The organism is Pararhodobacter aggregans (genome assembly GCF_003075525.1).
Classification (GTDB): domain Bacteria; phylum Pseudomonadota; class Alphaproteobacteria; order Rhodobacterales; family Rhodobacteraceae; genus Pararhodobacter; species Pararhodobacter aggregans.
Window position 1 is genome coordinate 350290 of sequence record NZ_QDDR01000003.1, and the last position, 25937, is coordinate 376226.

23 protein-coding genes are annotated in these 25937 nt (G+C 68.2%); 8 read left to right on the forward strand and 15 right to left on the reverse strand.

The window, feature by feature from the left end:
* The first annotated feature begins 17 nt into the window (after positions 1–17).
* From DDE23_RS08770 to DDE23_RS08790, 5 genes are read left to right on the forward strand one after another with little or no spacing between them, the layout of a single operon-like run.
* Positions 18–341, forward strand: coding sequence for a hypothetical protein (locus tag DDE23_RS08770; RefSeq protein ID WP_107751582.1), 324 nt, complete (start codon positions 18–20; stop codon positions 339–341).
* A gap of 56 nt (positions 342–397) precedes the next feature.
* Positions 398–1720 (forward strand): Rieske 2Fe-2S domain-containing protein, encoded by a 1323-nt coding sequence (locus DDE23_RS08775; protein ID WP_107751583.1) that lies wholly within the window; start codon positions 398–400, stop codon positions 1718–1720.
* Positions 1717–2937 (forward strand): CaiB/BaiF CoA transferase family protein, encoded by a 1221-nt coding sequence (locus DDE23_RS08780; RefSeq protein ID WP_107751584.1) that lies wholly within the window; start codon positions 1717–1719, stop codon positions 2935–2937. Before DDE23_RS08775 ends, DDE23_RS08780 begins: the two co-directional genes overlap by 4 nt.
* The gene (locus DDE23_RS08785) at positions 2934–4124 is read left to right on the forward strand and encodes a CaiB/BaiF CoA transferase family protein (protein ID WP_107751585.1); all 1191 of its coding nucleotides are present in this window, start codon (positions 2934–2936) and stop codon (positions 4122–4124) included. The genes DDE23_RS08780 and DDE23_RS08785 overlap by 4 nt, the downstream gene beginning before the upstream one ends.
* A complete protein-coding gene (locus tag DDE23_RS08790; RefSeq protein ID WP_107751586.1) occupies positions 4121–5092 on the forward strand; it encodes a PDR/VanB family oxidoreductase in 972 nt (323 codons plus the stop codon). Before DDE23_RS08785 ends, DDE23_RS08790 begins: the two co-directional genes overlap by 4 nt.
* Before the next feature lie 39 nt (positions 5093–5131).
* Here the strand turns inward: DDE23_RS08790 and DDE23_RS08795 are convergent, their stop codons facing one another.
* From DDE23_RS08795 to DDE23_RS08810, 4 genes are all read right to left on the reverse strand, one after another.
* A complete protein-coding gene (locus tag DDE23_RS08795) occupies positions 5132–6124 on the reverse strand; it encodes a nitroreductase family protein (protein ID WP_107751587.1) in 993 nt (330 codons plus the stop codon).
* Positions 6117–7241 carry a CaiB/BaiF CoA transferase family protein gene (locus DDE23_RS08800; RefSeq protein WP_107751588.1) on the reverse strand — a complete coding sequence of 375 codons (1125 nt, stop codon included), beginning with the start codon at positions 7239–7241 and terminating at the stop codon, positions 6117–6119. Before DDE23_RS08800 ends, DDE23_RS08795 begins: the two co-directional genes overlap by 8 nt.
* Complete coding sequence (locus DDE23_RS08805; protein ID WP_107751589.1) at positions 7238–8395, reverse strand: acyl-CoA dehydrogenase family protein; 1158 nt, start codon at positions 8393–8395, stop codon at positions 7238–7240. The genes DDE23_RS08800 and DDE23_RS08805 overlap by 4 nt, the downstream gene beginning before the upstream one ends.
* Positions 8396–8458: 63 nt before the next feature.
* The gene (locus DDE23_RS08810) at positions 8459–9190 is read right to left on the reverse strand and encodes a FadR/GntR family transcriptional regulator (RefSeq protein WP_170121820.1); all 732 of its coding nucleotides are present in this window, start codon (positions 9188–9190) and stop codon (positions 8459–8461) included.
* 143 nt (positions 9191–9333) lie between these two features.
* Between DDE23_RS08810 and DDE23_RS08815 the strand changes: the two genes are divergently transcribed.
* A complete protein-coding gene (locus DDE23_RS08815) occupies positions 9334–10743 on the forward strand; it encodes a hypothetical protein (RefSeq protein ID WP_107751591.1) in 1410 nt (469 codons plus the stop codon).
* A gap of 60 nt (positions 10744–10803) precedes the next feature.
* On the opposite strand, the gene DDE23_RS08820 is transcribed toward DDE23_RS08815, so the two are convergent.
* From DDE23_RS08820 to DDE23_RS08835, 4 genes are all read right to left on the reverse strand, one after another.
* Positions 10804–11910, reverse strand: a complete 1107-nt coding sequence (locus tag DDE23_RS08820; RefSeq protein WP_107751592.1) for a C4-dicarboxylate TRAP transporter substrate-binding protein — start codon at positions 11908–11910, stop codon at positions 10804–10806.
* Between the two features lie 31 nt (positions 11911–11941).
* A complete protein-coding gene (locus DDE23_RS08825; protein ID WP_107751593.1) occupies positions 11942–13249 on the reverse strand; it encodes a TRAP transporter large permease in 1308 nt (435 codons plus the stop codon).
* Positions 13242–13781, reverse strand: coding sequence for a TRAP transporter small permease (locus DDE23_RS08830; RefSeq protein ID WP_157957991.1), 540 nt, complete (start codon positions 13779–13781; stop codon positions 13242–13244). The genes DDE23_RS08825 and DDE23_RS08830 overlap by 8 nt, the downstream gene beginning before the upstream one ends.
* Positions 13782–13933: 152 nt before the next feature.
* Positions 13934–14659 (reverse strand): FadR/GntR family transcriptional regulator, encoded by a 726-nt coding sequence (locus DDE23_RS08835; protein ID WP_107751594.1) that lies wholly within the window; start codon positions 14657–14659, stop codon positions 13934–13936.
* Between the two features lie 124 nt (positions 14660–14783).
* Between DDE23_RS08835 and DDE23_RS08840 the strand changes: the two genes are divergently transcribed.
* Positions 14784–16322, forward strand: a complete 1539-nt coding sequence (locus DDE23_RS08840; protein ID WP_202863233.1) for an AMP-binding protein — start codon at positions 14784–14786, stop codon at positions 16320–16322.
* A 123-nt stretch (positions 16323–16445) separates the two neighbouring features.
* On the opposite strand, the gene DDE23_RS08845 is transcribed toward DDE23_RS08840, so the two are convergent.
* The 4 genes from DDE23_RS08845 to DDE23_RS08860 all read right to left on the reverse strand — a co-directional run bounded on the left by DDE23_RS08845 (position 16446) and on the right by DDE23_RS08860 (position 20730).
* Positions 16446–17753, reverse strand: a complete 1308-nt coding sequence (locus DDE23_RS08845) for a TRAP transporter large permease (RefSeq protein ID WP_107751595.1) — start codon at positions 17751–17753, stop codon at positions 16446–16448.
* Entirely contained in the window at positions 17746–18264 is a 519-nt protein-coding gene (locus tag DDE23_RS08850; protein WP_107751596.1) for a TRAP transporter small permease, read from the reverse strand. Before DDE23_RS08850 ends, DDE23_RS08845 begins: the two co-directional genes overlap by 8 nt.
* A 70-nt stretch (positions 18265–18334) precedes the next feature.
* Positions 18335–19459 (reverse strand): C4-dicarboxylate TRAP transporter substrate-binding protein, encoded by a 1125-nt coding sequence (locus DDE23_RS08855; RefSeq protein ID WP_107751597.1) that lies wholly within the window; start codon positions 19457–19459, stop codon positions 18335–18337.
* Between the two features lie 206 nt (positions 19460–19665).
* Entirely contained in the window at positions 19666–20730 is a 1065-nt protein-coding gene (locus tag DDE23_RS08860; RefSeq protein ID WP_238149935.1) for an MBL fold metallo-hydrolase, read from the reverse strand.
* A gap of 148 nt (positions 20731–20878) precedes the next feature.
* On the opposite strand from DDE23_RS08860, the gene DDE23_RS08865 reads away from it, so the two are divergent.
* Entirely contained in the window at positions 20879–21601 is a 723-nt protein-coding gene (locus DDE23_RS08865; RefSeq protein WP_170121821.1) for a FadR/GntR family transcriptional regulator, read from the forward strand.
* A gap of 36 nt (positions 21602–21637) precedes the next feature.
* Here DDE23_RS08865 and DDE23_RS08870 read toward each other — a convergent pair whose 3' ends face one another.
* The 3 genes from DDE23_RS08870 to DDE23_RS08880 are packed head-to-tail and all read right to left on the reverse strand — an operon-like array spanning position 21638 to position 25885.
* Complete coding sequence (locus DDE23_RS08870; RefSeq protein ID WP_238149936.1) at positions 21638–22492, reverse strand: MaoC/PaaZ C-terminal domain-containing protein; 855 nt, start codon at positions 22490–22492, stop codon at positions 21638–21640.
* Positions 22493–22516: 24 nt separating this feature from the next.
* Entirely contained in the window at positions 22517–24658 is a 2142-nt protein-coding gene (locus DDE23_RS08875) for a 3-hydroxyacyl-CoA dehydrogenase NAD-binding domain-containing protein (protein WP_107751599.1), read from the reverse strand.
* Between the two features lie 21 nt (positions 24659–24679).
* Entirely contained in the window at positions 24680–25885 is a 1206-nt protein-coding gene (locus tag DDE23_RS08880) for an acetyl-CoA C-acetyltransferase (RefSeq protein WP_107751600.1), read from the reverse strand.
* Between the last annotated feature and the right edge of the window lie 52 nt (positions 25886–25937).

The window sequence follows — 25937 nt, forward strand, 5'->3', positions numbered from 1 at the left end:
ATACCGGAGGGAATGCCATGAAAGTCCGCGAGTACCTGTCCATCCCCTACCTGCTGGAGGCTCAGGCCGTCGAGCGGGACGGGCGCTGGACCCGGCGCCTGCGCTACCCGGAACTGGGCAGTGTCGCGGCAGAACACGACGATGTGGAGGTGGCGCTGGTCGAGTTGGAGCGCGCCCGCATCACCGAGGTGATGCGCCGCCTGCGCGCGGGCGATCCGCCGCCGGTGCCGCGCCGTCCGCTGGAAACCACCGATCAGGGCTGGTGGGCACGCCATCTGGGGCTGGGCGCGCTGGTCGAGGGTCAGCTCGACCGCGAGGGCGCCGAACTCGCCGGTCGCTAACGGAACAGGCGCCGCCTCCGCGGGGGCGCGGCGCGAGGATACAGGAGGAAATCACCATGCTTTCGCACGAAGACAACGAGACGCTGGTCCGGGTCGGCCCGGGCACCACGATGGGCGGGATGATGCGGCTCTACTGGCTGCCGTTCATGGCCTCGAAGGATCTGGAAAAGGATGGCCAGCCGCAGACCGTGCGGCTGCTGGGCGAGACGCTGGTGGCCTTCCGCGATACGGCGGGCAATGTCGGGCTGGTGGATCACATCTGCCCGCACCGCGGCGCGCCGATGGCCTTTGCCCGCAACGAGGATTGCGGCCTGCGCTGCGTCTATCACGGCTGGAAATTCGGCGTGGACGGCAAGGTCGCCGACATGCCCGCCGAACCCGTCCGCTCGCGCCTGAAAGAGCGGGTGCGGATCAAGTCCTACCCCTGCGTAGAGCGCGGCGGTGTCGTCTGGACCTATATGGGCTCCGAGCCCGAGGAAAGCCGCCCGCCGCTGCCCAACCTCGAATGGAACATGGTCCCCGAGGAGAATGTGGTGGTCAGCTTCCGGGTGCAGGAATGCAACTGGCTGCAGGCACTGGAGGGCGAGATCGACAGCGCCCATGCGCCGATCCTGCACGGGCGGATCGACGATGGCGGCTCGATCAACCAATGGGTCGCCAAGCGCGACCTGCGGCCGACCTTCGAATGCATGCGGCAGGAATTCGGCATGTCCATCGCCTCGCGCCGGGTGCTGGACGACGAGACGCTCTACTGGCGCGTGAACCAGTTCATCATGCCCTTCTATTCGCTGGTCCCGCCGCAGTCGAACTACCCGGAGCTGTCCGGCCACGCCTGGGTGCCGATCGACGACGAGAACACGCTGTGCCTGATGTTCAGCTATCACCCGACCCAGCCGATGTACGAGAAAAGCCGCGACATCTTCGTCAACGGCCACAGGGGGCGCGAGACGGGGCACGCCAGCGTCAATGCCTTCGAGGACAAGGGCGCGCTGGTGCCTTACGGGCGCTACATCTCCAAGTACCGGCGCGAGACCGGGTATCTGTTCGACCCCGAGGCGCAGCGCACGACATGGTTCTCGGGCCTGCCCGGGCTCTGGGTGCAGGACGCGGCCTGTCAGTCGGGCGTGCTCAGGATCTATGACCGCACGCTCGAACATCTCTGCACCTCCGACACCGGGATCGCCATGACCCGGCGGATGCTGCTGGAAACCGCCCATGCTTTCGCCGAAAGCGGCCAGCGGCCCGAGCGTTTCGCCGATCCCGACCTCTACATGGTGCGGGCGGTGTCGATGAAGCTGCCCAAGGATCAGGCCTGGGATGAAGCCGGGCGCGGGCCGATGACGGCGCGTCTGGGCGAAGGCTTCGGGTACGAGCTATGAGCGGGACGGCACAGGCCCTTGCGGGCATGCGGGTGCTGGAGATTTCGGCGCTGGCGGGGTCGGTCGCGGGCCGCGTCCTCGCCGATCTCGGCGCCGAGGTCATCAAGCTGGAGCCCGAAGGCGGCGAGCCCTTCCGCCGGGCGCTGCCGCTGATCCCGACCGCCCGGGGCGAGGAAAGCGCGGCCTGGCTGGCCTATAACCACGGCAAGCGCAGCGTGACGCTGGATCCGGTGGCGGATGAGGCGGGTTTCGCCGCGCTCTGCGCCTCGGCCGATATCGTGGTGACCGACTGGGAGCGCCTCGACCTCGACACGATGGACCGGCTGGCGGGGATCGCCCGCCGCGCCAATCCGGCGCTGGTCTGGTGCGAGGTGCTGCCCTTCGGCCGCGGCGGCCCCTATGAGCGCTATGCCGCCACTGACACCGTGTTGCAGGCGCTGGGGGGGCATCTCTACCTCAACGGCGACGTGGACCGCCCGCCGGTGCGCATCAGCCTGCCCGTGGGCCTGATCCAGGGCGGGGTCGAGGCAGCCTCGGCCGCGCTGATGGCCCATTGGCACGCGCTGAAGACCGGCGAAGGCCAGCGCGTCGATGTTTCGGTGCAGGCCTGCATCGTCTGGACGCTGCTCAACTCGACAATGGCCTGGCAGATCCTCGGCCTGAACGAGATGCGCGGCGGCGCCATCCGCAAGGAACGCGCCAACCGCTTCTTCACCCGGCTGGTCTGGGAGACGCAGGACGGCTTCGTCTTCTTCGGCCCGGTCGGCGGCGGCGGTGGCTCGGCGCGGATCAAATCCTACGAGGCGCTGATCGCCTGGATGGCCGAGGACGGGATCACCGACCCGATCCTGACCCGCCACGACTGGAACGGCGACGGGCAGTTCTTCATCCCGCAGGAGGATTACGACGCGGTGACGGCCGTCATCATGGGCTTCATCGCCTCGAAAACCACGGATGAGCTGATGGCGCGTTCGGTGCGCGAGCGGATCCTGCTGGCGCCGATTTCCTCGGTCGCGGGGGTCTTCGACAACCCGCAATTCCGCGCGCGGGGCTATTTCCGCCCGCTGGCCGATCCCGACCGCGGATTGCAGGTCGAGCTGCCCGCGCGGTGGGCCAATCTCTCGGCGACGCCGCTCGCCGCCCCCCGCCCGGCGCCGCTGCCGGGCGCCGATACCGCGGTGCTGCTGTCGCCGCTCAACCAAGGAAGCCCGGCATGAAAGACGCCCTCACGCAGGTGACCACCGAAGCCAGCGGCATCTTCGCGGGGCTGAAGGTCGCCGATTTCACCTGGGCGGCCGCCGGTCCCATCGTGACCAAGCAGCTGGCCGACAACGGCGCCACCGTCATCAAGGTCGAAAGCTTCAAGCACCCGGATTCCATCCGGCTGGGCGGGCCCTTCATCGACGACAAGCCGGGCATCAACCGCTCGGGCTTTTTCGCGGATTTCCATTCCTCGAAGCTGGGGATTTCCGTCGACATGAGCAACCCGGCGGCGATCGAGATCATCCGCCCGCTGATCGAATGGGCCGATGTGGTGGCCGAAAGCTTCCGCCCCGGCGTGATGCGGAAATGGGGCCTCGATTACGCCAGCCTCAAGGCGATCAATCCCCGGATCGTCATGCTGTCCTCGTCGCTCTACGGGTCCGAGGGGCCCTGGGCGCGGCATCCGGGCTACGGTGCGCAAGGGCAGGCCTTGGCCGGCATCCATGGCATGACCGGCTGGCCCGACCGGCCCCCGGCGATGCCGAAGGGCGCCTATTCCGACAGCGTTTCGCCCCGCTATGCGCTGTCGGCGCTGGTCGCGGCGCTGATCCATCGTGAGAAGACCGGCGAGGGCCAGCATGTGGAGCTGAGCCAGATCGAGGCAACGGCGCAACTGCTGGCGCCCGAATTGCTGGTCTATCAGGTCACGGGCGAGGAAATGACCCGCGCGGGCGACGCCAAGCCCGGCTCGGTGCTGCACGGCGTCTTCCCCTGCCAGGGCGAGGAACGCTGGATCGCCCTCGAGGCGGTGACCGAGGCGCAGGCGCGGGCGCTGCAGGCGATCCTGGGTCTGGACGGGCTGGACAGATCCGCCGTGGCCGAGGCGACCGCAACCCGGGATGCCTTTGCCCTGATGGCCGAGTGCCGCGCGGCGGGGGTTCCGGCGGGCGTGGCGAACAAGGCCTCGGACCTGCTGGAGGACGACGTGCTGAACGCGCATCACCATTTCTGGCCGCTCGACCATGCCGAAATGGGGCGGCTGAACTACAACGGCCCGGCCTATCGCTTCGAGAAGACGCCGAGCGCGCTGCGTTTCGCCTCGCCCCGGCTGGGCGAGCATACCGAGGCGGTGATGACCCGGGTTCTGGGCTTCGGCCAGGACGACATCGCCCGCTTCAAGGCGGAAGGATTGCTGCAATGACCGAGGCCGAGATCCCCGTCCGGGTGAAGCAGATGCGCCACGAGGCCGATACCGTGCTGTCGGTCGGGTTCGAGACGCTGGACGGCTCGCCCCTGCCCCGCGCCGAACCCGGCGCGCATGTCGACCTGATCCTGTCGGACGACCTGCGCCGCAGCTACAGCCTGACGCAGGCACTGGACGGCACGACGCCCGGCTGCACCGTCGCGGTGCATCGCGATCCGGCCAGCCGCGGCGGTTCGGCCCATGTGCATGAGCGGTTGCGGGTCGGTGACAAGCTGCGACTGTCGCGGCCCAAGAACAACTTCCCGCTGGATGAGGGCGCGGCGCAATCGGTGCTGATCGCGGGCGGGATCGGCATCACGCCGATGCTGGCCATGGTCCGGCGCCTGACCGAGGCCGGGCGCCCCTGGCATCTGCATTACGCCGCCCGCAAGCGCAGCGCCGCCGCCTTCCTGTCCGAGATCGCCGCCTGCGTCGCGGCGAGCGGCGGCAAGGGCCGGCTGACCACCCATTTCGACGACGAGGCCAAGGGCGCGCTTCTGGACATCGCCGGGATCTTCGCCGGTGCCGCACCCGGCACGCATTTCTATTGCTGCGGGCCGGAGCCGATGCTGGCCGCCTACGAGACGGCGGCGCGCGGGATGCCCAAGGAACGCGTCCATGCCGAGTATTTCTCGGCCCGCGAGGAAGCGGCGCGCGAAGGGGGCTTCGACGTGGTGCTGAACCGCTCAGGCAAGGTGCTGCATGTGGAGCCGGGCAAGACCATCCTCGACGTGCTGATCGCCAATAGGGTCAGCGTGCCCTTCGCCTGCACCGAGGGCACCTGCGGCACCTGCGAGACGCGAGTGATCGAGGGGCGGCCGGATCACCGCGACACGATCCTCACCGACGAGGAACGCGCCCATGGTGATACGATGATGGTCTGTTGCTCGGGCTCGAAAAGCGCGCGGCTGGTGCTGGACCTCTGAACGGAACGGCCCCGTCCACGCGGCGGGGCCGGTTTGCGTTCAGCCCGCGAGCGGCGGGTTCAGCCTGAGCGCCGCGCCCTCGGGCAGGCGGGGCGAGGCGCAGACACTGGCGCTGTCGGGCATCAGCCCGAAACCCAGCAGCACGATCACCAGCTGGCTGTCATCGAGCCCGATCTCGGCCCTCAGCGCGCGGTCGGTGGCCGGCGTCACCGACCAGTTGAGGAAGCAGGTCCCCAACCCTTCGGCATGCAGCCCGTGGCAGAGCGACATGGCGAAAAGCCCGCCGTCGATCCAGGGCTGATACCGCTCGCCCGCGTGTTCCCAATGCCGCAGGTCCGAGGTGATGACGGCGATCCCGCCCAGCTCGTGCCCGAAGGTGCGGTTGCCGGCCTGATGGCGCCGTACCCGGTCGATCAGGGCGCGGTCGGTCCAGACATGCGCGGTGCAGGTCTGGCGGTTGCAGCTGGAGGGCGCTGCCTGCGCGGCGGCCACGGCGCGGCGGATCGCCGCCTCCGGCACCGGGCCGGGGGCGAAGTGCCGGACCGAGCGGCGGGATTGCGCGAAGGCCAGGAAATCGGTCGCGGGCGGCGCACCGCCCGCCTGCGCCACCCCGGCCGCGATCCCCTCGCCCCCGGTCAGGGCCAGCGCAGGGGCGATGCCCGGCGGCAGCGCGGTGTCGCGGTTGAAGTCGGCCCAGCCGCGCAGGGTGGCAAGACCGATATGAGCCGCGGGCCCGCCGCTGCCCCCGTCCCGCAGATCGCCCGCCAGCCGGGCAGCGCGGGCCAGACCGAAGCCCGGCCGCGCCTCCCGCAGGGCCATGCCGTATTCGAGGAAATGCGCATCCGCCAGCATCCGCGCCGCGCGGCTTTCCGGGCTGTGCGCCCGGTGCAGCCAGGCGTGACGCCGAAAGCGCACAGCGTCATAAAGGGCGCCCTGCCAGAAAGCCGCTTCCGCGCGGACCCGGGACCAGAGGCCCGACAGCCCGCCCCCGGCGGCCAGTCGGCGCCCGGCTTCCGGGCGGGCCTCAGCCATCGTCCCCTACCCGCAGCGGGCCGAGGATTTCCTCCGTGCCCTCGCCCAGCGCCGGGATCCGGCGGCGGACATGGGCCTCGGTCAGGGACAGGCGGAACGGCGGGTTCGGCACGGCGAAACTGCCCGCGCCATCCTCGACCTCGCCGGTGATCCCGCGCTCGACCGAGACGGGATCGGCCAGCGCCTCGGCCACCGTGCGGTAGCGCGAGCAGGGCACGCCCGCCGCCATGAAAAGCCGCTCGCATTCGTCCGAGCTGCGGGCCTCGGTCCAGCGCTCGACCCGGGACATGATCTCGGCCCAGTTCGCCTCGCGCCCCGCCGGGGTGGTGAAGCGGGGATCGTTGCCCCAGTCGGGGCTGCCCAGAACCTCCAGCATCGCCGCGAAATTCTTGGCCGAGAGCGGCACGACGATCACGAAACCCTCCGCCGTGCGCACCGGGATATAGACATGGCGCTTGCGGGGCTGGGGGAATTGCGCCTCCTGCACCTCGTAGATCATCATCGAGATCAGGCTGTCCATCAGCGCGACATCGACCATCTGCCCCTTGCCCGAACGCTCCCGCTCGAACAGCGCGGTCTGCACCGCGCCCCAGGCATAGATCGCGGCCAGCACATCGGCGTAGAACATGCCCGTGGGTGCCGGACGCTCGGCCCCCGGCACGAAATCCATCAGCGCCAGATCGAGGCCCGAGGCCGCGTGGATCATCGGCGCATAGGCGGGGCGCTTGGCCCCCTCGCCCTGCTGGCCGAAACCCGAGATGGCGCAATAGATCAGCCCGGGATTGACGGCCGAAAGCGCTTCGTAGCCCAGACCCAGCCGGGCCATGACGCCGGGGCGGAAATTCTCCATCACCACATCGGCGGTCTTGGCCAGCGCGAAGGCATCGCGCCGCCCTTCCTCGGTCTTGAGGTCCAGCACCACGCTGCGCTTGCCGGCGTTGAGCGTGCCGAAATAGGCGGAATGCCCGTCACGCAACGGCGGGCGGCCCCGCATCGCGTCGCCCTCGGGCGTTTCGATCTTGATGACCTCGGCGCCGACATCGGCCATCAGGCGGCCCGCGAGCGGGCCTGCCATCACCTGTCCGAAATCGAGCACCCGGATGGGGCGCGCACTCATGCCTTCAGCATCGCCCGGGCGATGATGAGCCGCTGGATCTGGTTGGTGCCCTCGTAGATCTGGCAGACCTTGGCGTCGCGCATGTAGCGCTCGACCGGGTTGTCCTGCAGATAGCCCGCGCCGCCGAAAACCTGCACGGCGTCGGTGGTGACCTTCATCGCCATGTCCGAGGCGAAGGTCTTGACCATCGACACCTGCATCGGCACCTGCGGGTTGGTCGGATCGCGGTCGATCAGGGCCGTGACCTGATAGAGCATGGCCCGCGCCGCCTGGATCTGGATCGCCATATCGGCCAGCATCGCCTGCACCAGCTGGAACTCGGCGATCGGGCGGCCGAACTGCACCCGGTCCTTGGCATAGGCGAGCGAGGCATCGAGCGCGGCCTGCGCCAGGCCGATGGCGGCGGCGGCGACGGTCGGGCGGTTGAAGTTCAGCACGCCCATGGCGTTCTTGAAGCCCTGCCCCTCGGCGCCGATCATCGTCTCGGCCGGGACGCGGACGTTTTCGAAGAACAGGTCGCAATTCTTGATGCCGCGCAGGCCCATCTTCTTGGGGCTGCCGCCGATGGTGATGCCGGGCGTGTCCATCGGGATCAGGAAGGACGAGATGCCGTCATGCCCCTTGCCCTCGGCCGTGCGGGCGAAGAGCAGGATGTATGTCGCCTGATCGGCCTTGGTGATGAAGACCTTCTGCCCGTTGATGACGTAATCGCCGCCCTCCTTGCGGGCCGAGGTCTTGATCCCCGACACGTCCGAGCCAGTCTGCGGTTCGGTCAGGCCGATGCAGGACAGCGTGCGGCCCTTGGCGATTTCCGGCAGGTAGCGCTGGCGCTGTTCCTCGGTGCCGAAATGGACCAGCGGCAGGGCCATGGCGATGGTGGTGGCGCCGACCAGATGCGAGACGGCGAACGAGGCGCGGGCGACTTCCTCCTTGGCGATGCAGGCCATGGTCGTGGTGCCGCCGGGACCGCCATAGGCTTCGGGCACCATGATCTGGATCAGCCCCAGGTCGCCGAAGATCGGCACCAGGGAATGCGGCATCTCGTCGTCCTGGTCGATCCGGGCCGCGATGGGCGCGACTTCCTTTTCCGCCATGCGCCGCACGGTATCGCGGAACATCAGCAGGTCTTCATCGGTGTGGGTGCTGTCCAACATGGCCTGTCCTCCTTTGGCTTGCCAAAGGTGTATTGGACCTACCATTAAGAGTCAACGCCGGAATCAGGGCGTCGGCGGGGCGTTCCACAGCCGCCGGTGAACCCGGTCGAGATGCTCGGACAATTCGAGTTTCGCCGCCTCGAACCGACCCTCGCGCAGATGCGACAGGAAGGCGCGGCGCGAGTGCAGCAGCTTGTCGCCGTCCATGTCCGAGACCCGCCGCCGCAGGTAGGTCTGGATCATCTCGGTCTGGGCATCGATGGTGAATTCCAGCGCCCGGTTGCCGGTCAGCGCGGCGATCTCGTGGTAAAAGGCCCGGGCCAGCGGCACGCGGCGGGCGGATTCGCCCTTCGCCACCGCCTCGGCCGTCGCGGCGACATTGGCCTCCAACGCCGAGAGGTCCGGTGCCTTGCCCGATTTCGCCAGATGGTCCAGCACCATGCCCAGCATCATCACCCGCGCCTCGAACAGATCGTCGAGGCTGACAGCGTTGAGGATCACCAGGTCGTTCAGCGCGGCGCTGATCTGCGCGGCGCTGCCTTCTTCGATGAAGGCGCCGCCATGCGCGCCCTTGCGGGTCTTCAGCATCCCGGCGTTTTCCAGCACACGCAGCGCCTCACGCACCACATTGCGGCTGACGTCGAGCTGCTTGGCCAGCTCGCGCTCGGCGGGCAGCTTGTCCCCGGGCCTGAGCTCCCCCGCCGCCAGCTTCTCGCGGATGCGCTGCACGACAAGCTCGAAGGTGCGGTCGCTGCGAACCGGGTCGAACAGGGCTTCGCCCGCTGCCTTGGCCATGGGGATCTCCGTATGCTTGCGGTTCTGGACAGGCGGGCACAGTGCCATGCGCGGCCCGGAAGGGCCAGCGCAATCAGCCTTGCGCCAACCACGGGCTATTGGTAGGTCCAATAAAGACCGGAGCTGCCAGAAGCGAGATCCCGATGCCGATGCGCCCGCCGCTCTCCCTGTTGGACGGCCCCGAAACCCGCGCGAGGCTCGCCGCTGCGGCGATCGGCTGCGCGGCGCTGTTCACGCTCGCCGACATGCTCAGCCATCGCCATGGCTTTGCGGTCATGGCGGGCGCGCTGGTCTTGTTGCATGTCGCGCTGCGCTGGTCGGCGCTGCGCGTCAACGCCCGGACGATGCTGGCGGCGGCGCTGGTCATGGCGCTGGCCTTCCTCGCCACCGGCGGCACGGTCGATGCGCTGATCCTGGCGCTCAGCCGGGCGCTCTACCTGCCCGCGCTGCTGGCGGTGATGACGGTGCTGCGGGTCGCGGCGCTGCGCTCGCGTCAGGTCGGGCTGGCCGCGCGTTTCGTGGTGCAGCAACCCCCGGCGCGGCGATACGCCTTCCTGTCGACCGGGGCGCAACTGCTGGGCATCTTGCTGAACATCGGCGGTTATCAGCTGTTGCTGGGCATCGCGCTGGGGCAGCGGGACGCGCCCGCGGCCTCGCCCCGGGCGGCCGAGATCCGGACCCGCCGCATCGCCAGCGCCATCATCCGCGGCTTCAACGGCACCGTCCTGTGGTCGCCGGTCGGGCTGGCGGTCAACCTGCTGTTTCCGCTGATGCCGACGCTCGACTGGCTGGGCTACCTGCCCTATGGGCTGGGCATGCTGGCGCTGTTCACCCTGCTGGGCTGGGGCCTGGACCGGCTGGGCCCGCGTCCCGCCGCCCCCTTCCCGGTGCCCGAGCGCAAGGACGCCTGGCCCGCGATCCTGGCCTTGCTGGGGCTGGTGCTGGCGATCACCGGCAGCGCCGCCTCGCTGGACGCGCTGGCCGGGATCCCGATGCGCGCGGCGATCCTGATGGTGATCCCGGTCATGGCGCTGCTCTGGGTCCTGCTGACCGAAGAGGGCCCGGCCGCCCCCCGCGTCCAGTCGCTGGCCAGCCAGACGGTGCGCGCGCTGCCCGGCTCGGCCAACGAGATCGGGCTGCTGGTCGCGACCGGCTTTCTGGGGCTGATCGTGGCGCAGATGATCCCGCCCGCGGCGGTGCGGGATCTGGTGGGGATGTTGTCCCTCGGCCCCGGCAGCCTGGGCGCCCTGGTCGCGGTCATCATCCCTGTCATCAGCCTGCTCGGCATCTCGCCGATGATAAGCGGCGCGGCCTTTGCCGGGGCGGTCATCGCCTCGGGCGTGGGGATGCCGGAGCCGATGCTGATGGTGGCGACGCTGTCGGGCTGGGTCGCGGCGGCGATGCTGTCGCCGATGACCTCGACCGTGGCGATTGCCGCGGCTGAGACGGGGCTTCCCACGCGGGTGGTCGGCTGGCGCTGGAACGGGATGTTCGTGGTCAGCTACCTGGGCCTGATCGTGCTGACGCTGCTGGTCTGGGAAAAGATGCTCTGAGCCAGCAAAAAGGCCGGCGCGAAACGCGCCGGCCCGCATCCTCCCAACCCGGATGACGGCTCAGAAATCGACCTTGCTGAAGATCTCGTCCCAAAGTGCCTGAGCCATCGCCTCGGTATCGCCGTGGATGCGGTCCTCGGCGATCTGCTGCCAATGGGCCAGATTGCGCTGATAGGCCTCGGCGATGGTCGCGGCATCGGTCGCGCCCCGCGCCTGGGCGGCGGTGATGATCTCGGGCAGCCCCTCGGCGTTGATCCGGTCCAGCGCCGCGCGGATCTCGGGCACGGAATCGTTGAAGGCGACGCGGCCCTCGTATTCGGCGCGCACGTCGCTGTCGTCGGCCATGTAGCCGTCGATGGTGGCGCGGGCGATCACGCCCGGCATCTCGCGCAGGATGGCCTGCTGCTGCTCGTCGCCGAGCCCGTCCCAGGCGTCGCGGTTCCAGGTGACAAGGCCGAGGCCCCCCAGAACGCCCAGCGGCTCGCCCACGACCGAGCCGATGACCTCGCCCAGCGAATATTGCCGCAGCCAGGCGATGGGACCGACCACGCAATCGAGCTGCCCGCGTTCCAGCGCCTCGTACATGTCGCCCGCGCCCATGTTCACCGGCGTCCCGCCCAGCGCCTGCGCGATCCGCGACATGGCGCCCGAGCCGCCGCGCATCCGCAGCCCGGCGATATCCGCAAGGCTCGAGACGTCATCGCGGCACAGCAGCCGATAGGGCGTCGGCGCATGACCGCCGAAGAACACGAGGTTGTTGTCGGCGAATTCCTCCAGGCATTGCGGGCAATCCAGCAGGATCGTCTGCAGCGAGGCCCCGGCCACGGCGATGGGATCGGCGCCATAGGGCATCATGTCCGAGATGACCACCGAATTGGGCAGGTCCGACGGCGCATAGACCGGGATGACGAAGCCCAGATCGGCGATGCCGTCACGGACGCCCGCCAGCATGTCCTGCCCGCCCAGCAGCTGGCCACCGGCGAACATCCTGATCTGGACCTCGCCGCCCGTCGCCTCGCTGATCGCGTCGAAGGCCGGTTGCAGGCCGATGGTGTTGTTGGCTGCCTGCGGCGGCACGAAGGTCGCGTAATTGTACTCGTCCGCCAGAACCGGCGCCGCGAACCCGATGACCGCCAGCGCCGTGGTGGCGCGCAAGAGCGTCTTCATGTCTTCCTCCTCCGTTGAAAGGGCCCGGGCCTCAGCTCATGAGGCCCGGCAGAAACAGGGCGATCTGCGGAAAGATCACCAGCAGCGCGACGACGAGCAGTTCGCAGACGAGGAACCAGCCGATGCCGCGGAAGATCTGGGTCAGCGCCACCTTGTCGCCGACCACGGTCTTGATCGTGTAGACCGACAGCCCCACCGGCGGGGTTATCAGGCCGATCTCGACGAATTTGATGGTCAGGATGCCGAACCAGATCAGGTCGAAGCCGCTCTGGTCGATGATCGGCAGCATGACCGGCAGGGCGATCAGCATCAGCCCGATCGGGTCGAGGAACATGCCGAGGAACAGGAACACCAGCCCGCAGAACAGGACCACGGAATAGCCCTGCAGCCCCCCTGCCCCGAACAGCTCGACAATCGCATCCGGCACGCCCGACAGCGCCACGAAACGCGACAGCATCACCGCCCCGATGGAGACGAAGAAGATCACCGCCGTGCCGGTCACCGTGTCCACGATGCTGGCGCGCAGCACCGTCCAGTTGAGCCGCCCGTAGAAGGCCGCGATCACCAGCGCGAGGAAGGCCCCCAGCGCCCCGGCCTCGGTCGCAGTGACATAGCCGCCGTACAGCCCGCCGATCACGCCCAGGATCAGCAGCGGCATCGGCCAGACCTGCGCCAGCGCCTGCATCCGCTCGCGCAGGGTGGGGTTGATGTCGACCGGGGGCGCCAGCTCGGGCCGGATCACGCAGCGCAGCCAGATCATCGCCGCATAGATCACCGCGGTCAGGATGCCGGGCAGGATCCCGGCGATCATCAGCTTGCCGATCGAGGCCTCGGCGAAAGTGCCATAAAGGATCATCAGGATCGAGGGCGGGATCAGCGAGCCCAGTGTCCCCGCCGCGGCGACGACGCCCGTGGCAAGGCCGGGATCGTAGCGGTAGCGCAGCATTTCGGGCACCGCGATCCGCCCCATGGCCGAGGCGGTGGCGACCGACGAGCCCGAGGCCGCGGCAAAGCCCGCACAGGCGAAGTTCGAGGCGATGGCCAGCCCCCCCGGCAACCGGCAAAGCCAGAGCCGGGCAGCGGTGTAAAGCGAACTGACGATCCCGGAATGATAGGCGACCGAGCCCATCAGCAGGAACATCGGGATGGCCGACAGCGACCAATGTGCCACGAACTGGTAGGGGATGGTCCGCAACGAGCCCAGCGCCGGGCGTTCGCCCAGCAGTGCCCAGAGCCCGGCGATGGAGACGCCGATCAGCGCGAAGGCGATGGGCACGCGCAGCGCCAGAAGGACAAGGATCCCGGCGAGGCCGAGGCCCCCGATGGCGACATCAGACATCAAGAGACTCCCGGTGGGGCTGGACCGGCGCCTCGTTCCGCACGAGCGCCCGGGCCAGGTCAAAGGCCTGCAGCAGGCAGATCAGGGCGGTGGTGGCCATCGACAGCGGCACCAGCCAGCGGGTGGGCCAGACCGGGATCGTGCCGGTTCCGGCCTCGACCACCGCCAGACGGCTGGTCTGGCGCAGGGCCTCTTCGCTGCTGACCCAGACGAAGAGGACCAGCAGCGCGATGCAGCCCAGAAGCACCAGCAGGTCGATGCCCTGCTGTACCCGCGGCGGCACGGCGGCGGTGAAAAGTTCGACGCGGATATGGTGGCCATGGGCCTGGGCGACCGGGATCGCCAGGAAAACCAGCGCCACCATGTACCAGAACGAGACGATTTCCAGCGTGCCGGAAAAGGGCACATGGACCTCGCGCAGGATCACATCGAGGACGACATGCCCGAGCATCGCGATCAGCGCGACCCCGGCAATCACCAGATCCAGTGTGATGAGGCCGTCGATCGCCCGACGCAGGCGCCCCCGCTGCATACCTCGCTCCTCCCCGCTGAGTATCAGACTGGCCAATGAATGGCCTAACCATTTACACATTGCAAGAAGAAACCTTCGGCGCAGATGCACCTTCCGTGGGCGCCCCTGAGGTCTTGCCGGTCACATGGGGGGATGGCCCGCCGGGCTGCGTGTCACTCGGGCTGGGTCAGCGCGCGCGACAGCATGTAGGCGTGCAGCCGCTCCATATGCGAGATCATCTCGTCGATGGCGCCCTGGGTGTTGCGGGCGCGCAGATGCTGCACGACCGTGGTGCGCGAGGCCGCCACATCCCAGGTCCGGTCGACGCCTATCTGCCTGATGTAATAGGCCAAAGGCTCGGTCACCGCCGACATCAGGATCTCCATCGCCTTGTTCTTGGTGGCCCGGGCCAACAGGGCGTAGAATTGCAGCGTGAGCGCGGTGCGGTCCTCGATCTGCGATTCCGAGGTCTTCTCGCGCGTGGCGGCGATATTGGCCTCGAGCGCGGCGAAATCCTCTTCGGTGGCGCGTTCGCAGGCCAGGCGGATGATTTCCTTCTGCAGGCATTTGCGGGCTTCGGTGTAATCCGCCAACGACAGCCCGCCCAGCGACAGCAGGTCGGAAATCGTCTGGTTGATCGGCCGCACATCGCCCTGCATGACCACGGCGCCGCCCTTCACGCCCTTCTGCAAGGTCAGCACCCCGCCGATTTCCAGCGTGCGGAAGGCCTCGCGCACGGTGGCGCGGCTGACCTGCAGCTGCTCGGCCAGGTCCCGCTCGGACGGCAGCTTGTCGCCGGCGGCGATTCGTCCTGCCTGAATTTCGGACCGGATCTGGTCACAGACCTCTTCGAAGGCGCGTTTCGTCTTCACCGGGCGAAAGCCCATCGATGAGGGCATGATTTTCTCCTTACGAACCTAGCCAATTATCGGACTATTAGACCATGTATGGCAAGGGTCAGTTGACTTATTGGTTCTACCATTTAAAATTCTGGACATTCCAGCGCGTGACGGAGGAGACAGCGTGACAGCGGAACCGGCAGGGCGCCTTGCGTCCATCATCACCCCCGATGCGACCATGGAGCAGGCGGCGCTGCAGCGGCGTGCCAGCGCGGCCGCGACGGGGTTTCAGGCCCTCGGACTGCGCGAGGGTTCGACCGTCGCCATCCTGATGCGCAACGACATCCCCTTCATCGAAGCCTCGATCGCCGCGCAGAAGATCGGCGCTTTCGCGGTGCCGATCAACTGGCATTCGACCGCGACCGAGATCCTCTATGTGCTGAACGATTGCCGCCCCGACCTGCTGGTCGCGCAGGCCGATCTGCTGGCCACCCCGGGCCTGACCCTGCCCGAGGGCCTGCCGGTCATCGCCGCCGCGACCCCGCCCGCCACCGCCCGCGCCTTCCGCCTGCCGGCCGAGGCCTGCAAGGTCCCGCCCAGCGTGCAGGATTGGGACGATTTCGTTGCCGCGCACGCCCCCCGCACCGCCCCCGACGCGGCGGCGCGCGGCGCGATCATCTATACCTCGGGCACCACGGGCCATCCCAAGGGGGTCAAGCGGGTGCCGATGGACGCCGACCTGCTGGCCCGCAACATCCGCTGTTTCGTCGATACCTATGGTCTGGCGCCCGATGTGCGCACGCTCTTGGTGACGCCGCTCTACCACGCCTCGCCGGGCGGTTTCGCCCGCTATGCGGCGACCCGGGGCGAGTTGCTGGTGCTGGTGCCGCGCTTCGATCCCGAGGAATTCCTCGCCCTGATCGAAAAGCACCGGATCAACACGATCACCGCCGTGCCGACCATGTTCATCAAGCTGCTGAAGCTGCCCGAGGAGGTGCGCGCCCGCTATGACCTCAGCTCGCTGCGCTGGGTCAGCCATACGGCGGCCGCCTGCCCGGTCGATGTGAAGAAGGCGATGATCGACTGGTGGGGCCCGATCCTGCACGAGGTCTATGGCGGCACCGAAGTCGGCATCGCCATGCATTGCACCTCGGAGGAATGGCTGGCCCATCCCGGCACCGTGGGCCGGGTCATCGACGGGGCCGAGGTGCGGATTCTGGGCGAGGACGGTGCGGTGCTGCCACAGGGCGAGACGGGCGAGATCTATGTGCGCAACCCGAACTACGCCGATTTCACCTATATCAACCGCCCCGAGGCACGGGCCGAGACCGAGAAGGACGGCTTCATCAGCATCGGCGACGTGGGCTGGCTGGATGCGGACGGGTTCCTGTTTCTGGGCGACCGCAAGCGCGACATGATTATCTTCGGCGGCACCAACATCTACCCGGCCGAGATCGAATCGGCGCTGGTGCAGCACCCGCAGGTCGCCGATTGCGCGGTGATCGGCCTGCCCGACCCCGAATTCGGCGAGATCGTCTGCGCCTGGATCCAGCCCGCCCGCGGCGTCAAGGCTCCGACCGAGGCCGAGGTCGCGGCCTTCCTAGGCAAGACGCTGGCCCGCTACAAGCTGCCGCGGCGCTATCTGTTCGTCGACAGCCTCCCGCGCGAGGAAAGCGGCAAGCTGATGAAGCGCAAGCTGCGCGATGCGATGGTTCCGGGCTGAGGCCCGGGCCCTGACGGCCGGCGCCGCTTGGCGCTCGCCTGCCCGCCGGGACGAAGAAGGGGCCGGAGCGTATCGCTCCGGCCCCTTTTTCTTTTGCCTGATCGGGATCGGGCCCGACCCGGCTCACATCAGGTCCGGCAGGAAGGTCACGATCTGCGGAAAGCCGATCAGCAGCGCCATCACGAAGACCTCGGCCACCAGAAACAGCGACACGCCGCGGAAGATGGTGCCCAGCGGCACGCGGTCGCCGACCACCCCCTTCATGACGAAGACATTGAGGCCCAAGGGCGGGGTCAGCATGCCGATTTCCAGGTATTTGACGATGATGACGCCGATCCAGATCGGGTCGATATCGGCGGCATGGAAGATCGGCAGCACCACCGGCAGGGTCAGCAGCAACACGCCCAAGGGGTCGAGGAAACAGCCGAAGATCAGATAGACGATCGAGGCGCCCAGCACGATGACCAGCGGGTCGGTGCCCATCTGGTCGATCAGCCCGGCGATCTCGTAGGGCAGGCCGGTCAGCGCCAGAAAGCGGGTGAAGAGCAGCGCGCCGGTGGCGATGAACAGGATCGAGGCGGTGGTCGAGACGGTCTCGAACAGGCTGCGGCGGATCACGTCGGCGCTGAGCGAGCGGCGCATCGCCGCAACCAGGAAAGCAAGCCCCGCCCCCAGCGCCCCGGCTTCCGTGGGCGAGACGAGGCCGGAATAGATCCCCCCGATCACCCCGAGGCTCAGCACCGGCAGCGGCCAGGTGCGCCACAGGATGCGCCGCGTCTCGGCCCTTGGCAGCGCCTCGGGCGTGAGCCTTGGCGCCATGCCGGGGCGGACGCGGACCGCCAGATTGATGACCAGCGCATAGGCGGCGGCGGTCAGCAGGCCCGGCAGGATCCCGGCGATCAGCATCTTGCCCGCCGAGACCTCGGCAAAGATCGCGTAGACGATCATCATGATCGAGGGCGGGATGATCGCGCCCAGCGTGCCCACGGCCGAGGCGACGCCGGTGGCCAGCGCCGGGGAATAGCCCGCGGCCAGCATCTCGGGCACGGCGATGCGGCCCAGCGTGGCGGTGGTGGCCATGCTGGACCCGCAGGCGGCGGCGAAACCGGCGCCGGCGAAGTTGGTGGCGATGGCGATGCCGCCCCGGAGACGGCCGAACATCAGCCTGAGCGCGCGGAACAGATCCGTGGTCAAGCCGGAATTGCCCGCCAGCGCGCCCATCAGCAGGAACATCGGCACCGCGGTCAGCGTCCAGTGGGCGGTGAATTCATAGGGCAGGTTCTGCAGGATCGAGGCGGCAGGCCGCGGCCCCCGCACCGCCCAGGTGCCGCCGAAGGCGACGGCCGCCAGCGCAAAGCCGATCGGCACGCGCAGCGCCATCAGCAGCAGCAGGATGCCCACGGCCAGAAGTCCGATGGTGGTGTTATCCATGGGCCCGCTCCGTCATCGACAGGGGACGCCCGGCCAGACACAGGATCGCCTGCAGGCAGAGGGTGAGGAAGGTCGTGCCATAGCCCGCAACCAGCAGCCAGCGCGCAGGCCAGAGCGGGAAGTCTATGACCGAGAGGTCGGTGTATTCTCCGGTCCGCGTCTTATGCAGCGCCGACAGCGCCGAATGCCAGGTCAGCAGCCCGCTGATCCCGGCCGCCACCAGCAGCGAGAACAGGGTGACGACCTGCAGCGCGCGGGGCGGCAGCGCCATGGTGAAGGAATCGACGGTCAGATGCGCGCCCTCGATCTGCACGAAGGCCAGCGGCAGGAAGCAGACCGCGATCATGTAGTAATTGGTCACCGTCTCGACCATGCCGACGGTCGGTCGGCCCAGCAGCGCGCGCGACAGCACATCGGCGCCGATATGCAACATCATCAGGATCACCGCGACAGAGCCCGCCAGGAACAGCAGGCGCATCAGGTGCCAGGTGAGGCGGGTCAGGCCCGTCATGGAAACTTCCCTTGCCCATGGTGCGAAAGGACGCCGCGCCGCCCGGATGGCAGCGCGGCGGGGGCCGGTGTCACTCGGACGGATAGGTGGCGTAGATCTCGGTCCACAGGACCTCGGCGATCGCCGCCTCGTCCTCGTCGCGCGGCAGAAGCGCGTTCCAGCGGTCGATATAGGGCAGGAAGCGGTCGACGATGGCCTGGGCGTCGGTCACGCCGCGCTCGGCCGCGCGCTGGGCGGCGCCGGTGCCGTTCTCGGCGATCCAGCCCGCCAGCGCCGCCTGCACCGCGTCGTCGACCGGGGCAACGATGCTGCCTTGGGCCCGCGCCGCCTCCAGCGCCGCCGCGTCCTCCTGCGCATAGGCGATGGCGCCATGGGCAGTGGCGTCGGCCGTGGCGCGCAGGATGGCCTGGCGTTCCTCGGGCGTGAACTCGGCCCATTTGTCGCGGCTGAAGGCAAAGACCGAACCGCCGAACGAGGCGCCCGAGGCCAGCTCGACCACGTGATCGGCGATGTCGATGAAGGAATAGGTCACATAGGTGCTGGCCGGTCCCGCGTGGCAATCGACCTGGCCGCGCTGCAGCGCCTCGTAGGATTCGGTCAGACTGACCGTGACCGGCACGACATCGCCCACCGCCCCGAAGAGCCGCGAATAGGGCGGAATGGCGCGGATCCGCAGGCCGTTGAAATCCTCGGGCGTGGTCACGGCGCGGGTGCAGAAGAGGTAGTAGTCGCCAAGGCTGTAGCCGCCCAGGAACTGCTGGTTCCAACCGGCCAGTTCGGCCTGGCATTCCGGGCAATCCTCGATGACGAATTCGTTGAAGGCGCCGAGGCGCGCGGCGTTCGACTGGCCCAGCCCGATCAACTCGGACAGCATGAACAGCACCGGCAGGTCCGAAGCATAGGAGACGGTGACATAGAAGGCCCCGTCGACCACCCCGTCGCGGATGCCGGACACGGCCGTCCGCATGTCGACCACGCCGCCGCCCGGCACATAGTTGAAGTTGACGCTGCCATCGGTCGCCGTGGTGATCGCGTCGATCCAGGGCTGGAGATAGCCGGTCGAGAAGGCCGAGGTGGCCGGCGCGAAGCTGCCATAGAGCACGTCGGTCTCGGCCGCAGCGAAGCCCGGCAGGGCAAGCAAGGGCAGAGCCAGGGTCAGCCCGGTCCGGGCCGGTGACTGGAATCTCTTGAACATTGTTTCCTCCCTTTGGCACGAAGCCTCGGTAAAGATACAAATGGTTCTACCTTTGTCAATATGGTAGAACCATTCGAAAGGCCCCTTCACCCGCCCCGGAAGCCGAAGATGGCCCGCACGCGCCCCGGCCCGAGGGGAAAATACCCCCGCTTCCCCGCCTGCCAGACCCGATTTATACCCCCGGCAACCAGCGTCGCCCCGGCCTGTCAGCCCGGGCGCCTGGCCGGTACGCTGACCAGACGCCCCTCCTGCCGGATCGTCTCGATCTCGCCGCGCCGGACCAGCCGGTTCACATGCGCCAGCGTTTCGGTGAAGGCGAAGGTCATCTGATGCGGGTCGAGCGGCCGCGGGAACAGGATCGGCACCAGATCGGCCACCGTGCGCGGCGCGCTCGCGCAGGCCTCGCGGATCAGATCGCAGCGTTCCTCGTGATGCGCCTCCAGCTCGGCGCAACGCTGATGCAGCCCGTAGAAGGGCAGCCGGTGGCCGGGCAGGACCAGCACATCGCCCGGGATCTCTTGCCGCAGGAACCGCAAGGAGCGCAGGAAATGGCCCAGCGGATCGCCGTTCGGCTCGTTCGCATAGACGCTGATATTGGGCGAGATCCGCTCGATCACCTGATCGGCGGCGAAAAGAAGCCGCTCGTCGTCGCAATAGAGCATCACCTGCTCGGGCGCATGGCCGTCGCCGATCAGCACCCGGAAACTGCGCCCACCGATCTCCAGCACATCGGCCATGACGAGGCGCAGGAAGGTGATCGGCAGGTTGGCCACCCGGCGCAGGTATTCGTTGCCCTGGATCGCCACCACGCCCGCGACCTCCTCGCTCATGCCGTGGCGGGTGTAGAAGTTGAAATGATTGCGCGTCATGCCCTCATCGGCGCCAAGCGAAATCACCTTGCTGCCCATATAGGTCGAGTAGCTGGTGAGCAGCGGCGCATCGAATTTCTCGCACAGCCAGCCGGCCAGCCCGATGTGATCGGGGTGGTGATGCGTGGCGATCACCCGGGAAATCGCCTTGCCCTTCAGCGGCCCGGCCAGAAGCTGCTCCCAGGTCGCGAGTGCCGCATCGGTCTTGATGCCGGTGTCGATGACCGCCCAGCCCTCGCCGTCCTGAACCAGATAGATGTTCACATGGTCCAGCTGATAGGGCAGCGGAATCCGCGTCCACAGCAGGCCTTTCGCGATCTCGCGGACCTCGCCATAGGCAGGGGCGGCGTCGAAGGCCGGGCGCAGCGCCGTCACCGGCGCGGGGGATCTGTCGTCAGCCAAGGGCTTTCCTTCCTGGTTCGGGCCGTCTGTTATCCATGGCGCCAACGGGCGCGGAGAGAGGGCGCGGCTGTCGCCACGCTAATTCCGGTTCCCCTTGCTGCGCAATGGCAGTACCATGAACAAAAGTAACAGAGGACGTGTGGTTACGGTGTTCAAGCCCGTCAAAAGCATTCGCACTTTCGAAGCGATCTCCGATCAGATCCGGCGGCAGATCGAAACCGGCACGCTGCGCCCGGGCGACAAACTTCCCGCCGAGCGCGAGCTGGCGATCCAGTTCGGCGTGTCGCGCAATGCGGTGCGCGAGGCGCTGCGCATTCTGGAAAGCGCGGGCGTGCTGGAGTTGCAGAAAGGCGCCAGCGGCGGGGCCTTCATCCTGGACGGCGACGGGTCGAACATCAGCCAGTCGATCAGCGACATGATGGCGCTGAAACGCATCAGCCTGCAGCACCTGACCGAAGCCCGGGTCGAGCTGATGAACGTGATCCTGAAACTTGCCTGCGCCCATGCCGACGATGCCGATTTCGCGTTGCTGGAAAAGAATATCGAAAAGAGCCGCGTCGCCATCGAGGCCAAGGATCGCGACACGCAGATGGAATTGAACGCCGAGTTCTATTCCATCATCGCCCAGGCCACCAAGAACCCGATCTACACCCTGCTGGTCGCGCCGATTTCCGAGGTGGTGCGGCGCTTCGTCAAGGATGCCGGGATCCGCGCCACGATCGAGGTCATCGACACCCGCGAGGAATTGTTGCGCCTCATGCGGGCGCGCGAGGCTGATCGCGCCATCGCCCTGTTGACCGAGTATCTCGAAACCACGCATCGGGCCATTCTGCGCCGCTCGCCGACCGAGACGCAGCCCGCGCCGCAATAGCCCGGCCCGGCGGGAGGAGCCGGACCGGGCAGGCCGTCACTCGGCGCGCGCACGACCCGCCGCAAGGACGACGGCATCGCGGGAGGGCACGCTGGCCTCGAAGAGCAGATCGGCGCCCATGTCCCAGACCTCGAACCTGAGCGTCTCACCGGGGTAGACCGGCTTCGCCATCCGCACCGACAGCGCCTTCAGCGCGGCGCCCGGTTTGGCCGCCAGGATCGCCCGCCCGGCGATGCCGAAGGTGCAGAGCCCGTGCAGGATCGGCCGGTCGAAACCGACGCTGCGGGCGCGCTCGGGGTCGATATGCAGCGGGTTCATGTCGCCGTTCAGCCGGTAGATCAGCGCCTGTTGCGGCAGGGTGGCGATCTCGATGCGGGCGTCGGGCGCGCGGTCAGGCTTCTGCCAGTCGTTTCGCGGCTGCTGCTGCGTCCCGCCAAAGCCCCCGTCGCCCCGGCACAGGTATTGCGAGACGGTGGTGGCGACCAAGGCGCCATCCTCGGTCGCCAGTCGACGCTCGACCTCGATGATGACGCCCTTGTCGGCCCCCTTGTCATAGACCGCGGTGATCCGGTTGGTGGCGGTCATCGGGGCGTCGACCGGGATCCGCCGCACGACCTCAAGCGTCTGCCCGGCATGGACCAGCTTGCGGAAATCGAGCCCGGCGCGGTCGAACCACATCCCCGGGCTGCCCAGCACCACGGGCATGGTCGGAAAGACCGAGAGGTCCTTTTCATAGACATAGGCCAGCGCGCGCGAGTCCAGCGGATCGTCGCCTATGCCGAGGCCAAGCGCATAGAGGATGGCGTCGCGGGGGCTCAGGCGGACCGGCTTGGGGTCGAAGCCGATCCCCATCAGCTGGTCCTCGCGGGGGGAGGTGACGTCAGTGGTCATGCGGGACACTCCTTCGGTTCACGGTCAGACAAAGGCTTCGTTGCGCGCGGCTTTCTCGCGCAGCAGGGCGGGCGGGCGGAAGCGTTCGCCATGCGCATCGGCCAGCGCATCGGCGCGGGCGGCAAAGGCCGCGGTGCCGATCATGGTGACGAATTGCAGCACGCCGCCGGTCCAGCGCGGATAGCCGATGCCCAGGATCGAGCCGACATTGGCGTCGCGCACCGTCTCGACCACGCCTTCCTCGAAGATGCGGATCGCCTCGATCGCCTGGATATAGAGCAGGCGATCCTCGACCTCTTTCGCGTCGATGCTGGCCGAGCCCGCGTTGAACTGCGTGGCCAGCCCGGGCCAGAGCGTCTTGCTGCCATCCGCGCCGTAATCGTAGAACCCGCCGCCCCCGGCCCGGCCGGGACGCCCCAGCTCGACCATCCTGGCGATGATCCCGTAGCCCGCCGCCGGGGCGAGGGTGGTGCCCTCGGCCTCGGCATCGCGCAGGGCCTGCTGGCGGGCGGAATGGGTCAGGCTCAGCGAGACCTGATCCAGAACGGTCAGCGGGCCGACCGGCAGCCCGGCATCCGCCGCGACATTCTCGACCAGCGCGGCCGAGATGCCGTCTTCCACCATCTGCGCGCCCTCGCGGATATAGGTGCCGAAGACGCGGCTGGTGAAGAAACCGCGGCTGTCGTTCACCACGATGGGCGTCTTGCCGATCTGCTGCACGAAATCGAGCGCCCCGGCCAGCGTCTCGGCGCTGGTTTCGCGGCCCTTGATGATCTCGACCAGCGGCATCCGGTCCACGGGCGAGAAGAAGTGCAGCCCGATGAAATTCGCGGGCTTTGCCGAGGCCTCGGCCAGCCCGGTGATCGGCAGGGTCGAGGTGTTCGAGGCGAAGATCCCGCCCGGGGCCAGCATCGGCTCGGCCTCGCGCGTGACGCTTGCCTTCAGCGCGCGATCCTCGAACACCGCCTCGATAATCAGGTCGCAGCCGTCCAGATCCTTGGCCTCGCCACTCGGCCGGATCCGGGCCAGCAGCGCATCGGCCTTGTCGCGGCTGGTGTGGCCGCGGGCGATCTGCCCCTCGACCATGCCGCGCAACCGGTCCATGCCCTTTTCGGCGTTCTCCAACGTCGCGTCCTTCATCACGCAGTCGACCCCGCGCGAGGCCGCGGCATGAGCGATCCCGCCGCCCATCATCCCCGCGCCCAGCACCCCCAGACGAGAGACCTTGCGCGGGGCGATGCCCTCGGGACGCGCCTTGCCGGCATTCGCGTCCTGCATGTGGAAGAACAGCGTGGTTATCATGTTCTTGGCCACCGGCCCGGTGCCGACCTCGGCGAAGCGGCGGCTCTCGATCCGCGATGCCGCGTCGAAATCGACGCTCGCCCCCTCGAAGGCCGCGCGCATCGCCGCTTCCTGCGCCGGATAGCGGCCGCGGGATTTCTTGATCAGCAGGATCGGCGCGGTGCGCAGATACATCGGATCGGCGATATAGGCCTCGGTGCTGCCGGGCAGAGTGTATCCCTTGCGGTCCCAGGGCTTGGTCAGCTCGGGCCCCGAGGCGATCCAGTCGCGGGCCTGTCGCAGCGCCGTGTCGATATCGGGCACGACCTCGGTCACGAGGCCCAGCTCCAGCGCCTTGGCGGGAGAGATGCTCTTGCCGTCCACGATCATCGGCACCGCGGCTTGCAGACCGATCATCCGCACCAGCCGCACGATGCCGCCCGCCGCCGGGATGAGGCCCAGATTCGTCTCGGGCAGGCCCAGCTTCAGGCCCTTTGCATCGACGCAGAACCGGGCGTGACAGGCGAGGCACAGCTCCATCCCGCCGCCCAGCGCCGAGCCGTTGATCGCCGCCGCGACCGGGCGGCCCAGCAGTTCCAGCCGCCGCAGCAGCGACTTGGTGTGTTCGGCTCGGTGGAAGGCGTCGGCGAAATCGCCGGGTGTCAGCGCCAGGATCGCCGAGAGGTCGCCGCCAGCCAGAAAGGTCTTCTTGGCCGAGGTGACGATGACGCCGCGGATCTGGCCGCGTTCGGCCTCAAGCCGGTCCACGGCCCGTTCCAGCGCGGCGCGGAAGGCGGTGTTCATCATGTTCGCCGACTTGCCGGGGTTGTCCAGCGTCAGGGTCACGATGCCATCGGCGTCGCGGTCATAGCGAATGCAGTCCATAGTCGATTCCTTGCTCACGCCTCAGACCCTTTCGATGACCAGGGCCGATCCCATGCCGCCCATGACGCAGGCGGTGACGACGCCGACCTGCTTGTCGGCGCGCTCCAGCTCATCCAGCAGCGTGCCGATCAGCATGCCGCCGGTCGCGCCAAGCGGGTGGCCCATGGCGATGGCGCCGCCGTTGACGTTGATGCGGTCCATGTCGACGCCGGTCGCCGCAGCAAAGCGCAGCACGACCGAGGAGAACGCCTCGTTCACCTCGAAGAGGTTGACATCGGACAGCGCCATCCCGGCCCGCTTCAGCGCCAGTTCGGTGGCGGGCGCGGGGGCGGACAGCATGATCGTCGGCTCATCGCCGATGGCCGCGGCCGAGCGCACGCGGGCCCGGGGTTTCAGCCCCAGCCGCGCGCCCATCTCGCGGGAACCCACCATGACCAGCGAGGCGCCATCGACCACGCCCGAGGAATTGCCGGAGGTGTGGATATGCTCGATCGCCGCGACCTGCGGATAGCGTGACAGGGCCACGGCGTCGAAACCCATCTTGCCCATCTGGTCGAACGCGGGTTTCAGCGCGCCCAGCTTCTCCAGCGTGGTATCGGCGCGCACGGTTTCGTCGTGGTCGAGGATCAGCAGCCCGTTCTCATCCGCCACCGGCACCAGCGAGCGCTGGAATCGACCCTCGGCCTGCGCGATGGCCGCGCGCTGATGCGAGCGCAGGGCATAGGCATCGACCTCGGCCCGGGTCACGCCGTCAAGGCTGGCGATCAGGTCGGCGGCGACCCCGGTCGGCAATTGCCGCAGCTTGAAGGACAGATCCGGCAGCGTGTCGCTGGCCCCCGGCGCCCCGCCCATCCGCACGCGCGACATGCTTTCGACGCCGCCCGCCAGCACCAGATGTTCCCAACCCGACATGATTTTCTGCGCGGCCAGAGCCACGGATTCGATGGCCGAGCCGCAATAGCGGTTGATCTGCGTGCCCGGCACCTGGCTGTCCCATCCCGCCATCAGGACCGCGGTCCGGGCGATGTCGCCGCCCTGCTCCTGCCGCGGCTGCACGCAGCCCAGCACCACGTCATCGACCAGCCGCGTGTCCAGAGCGTGGCGCGTCTGCAAGGCCTTCAGCAGGCCCACGACCAGCGAGATCGGGTCGACCTCGTGCAGCGCGCCGCCTGCCTTGCCGCGGCCGCGCGGGGTGCGGATCGCGTCGTAGATATATGCCTCGGTCATCGGGCCTCTGTCGGGTTGGGGGCTTTGCCCCGCGTGTCTGGGTGGGGATGCG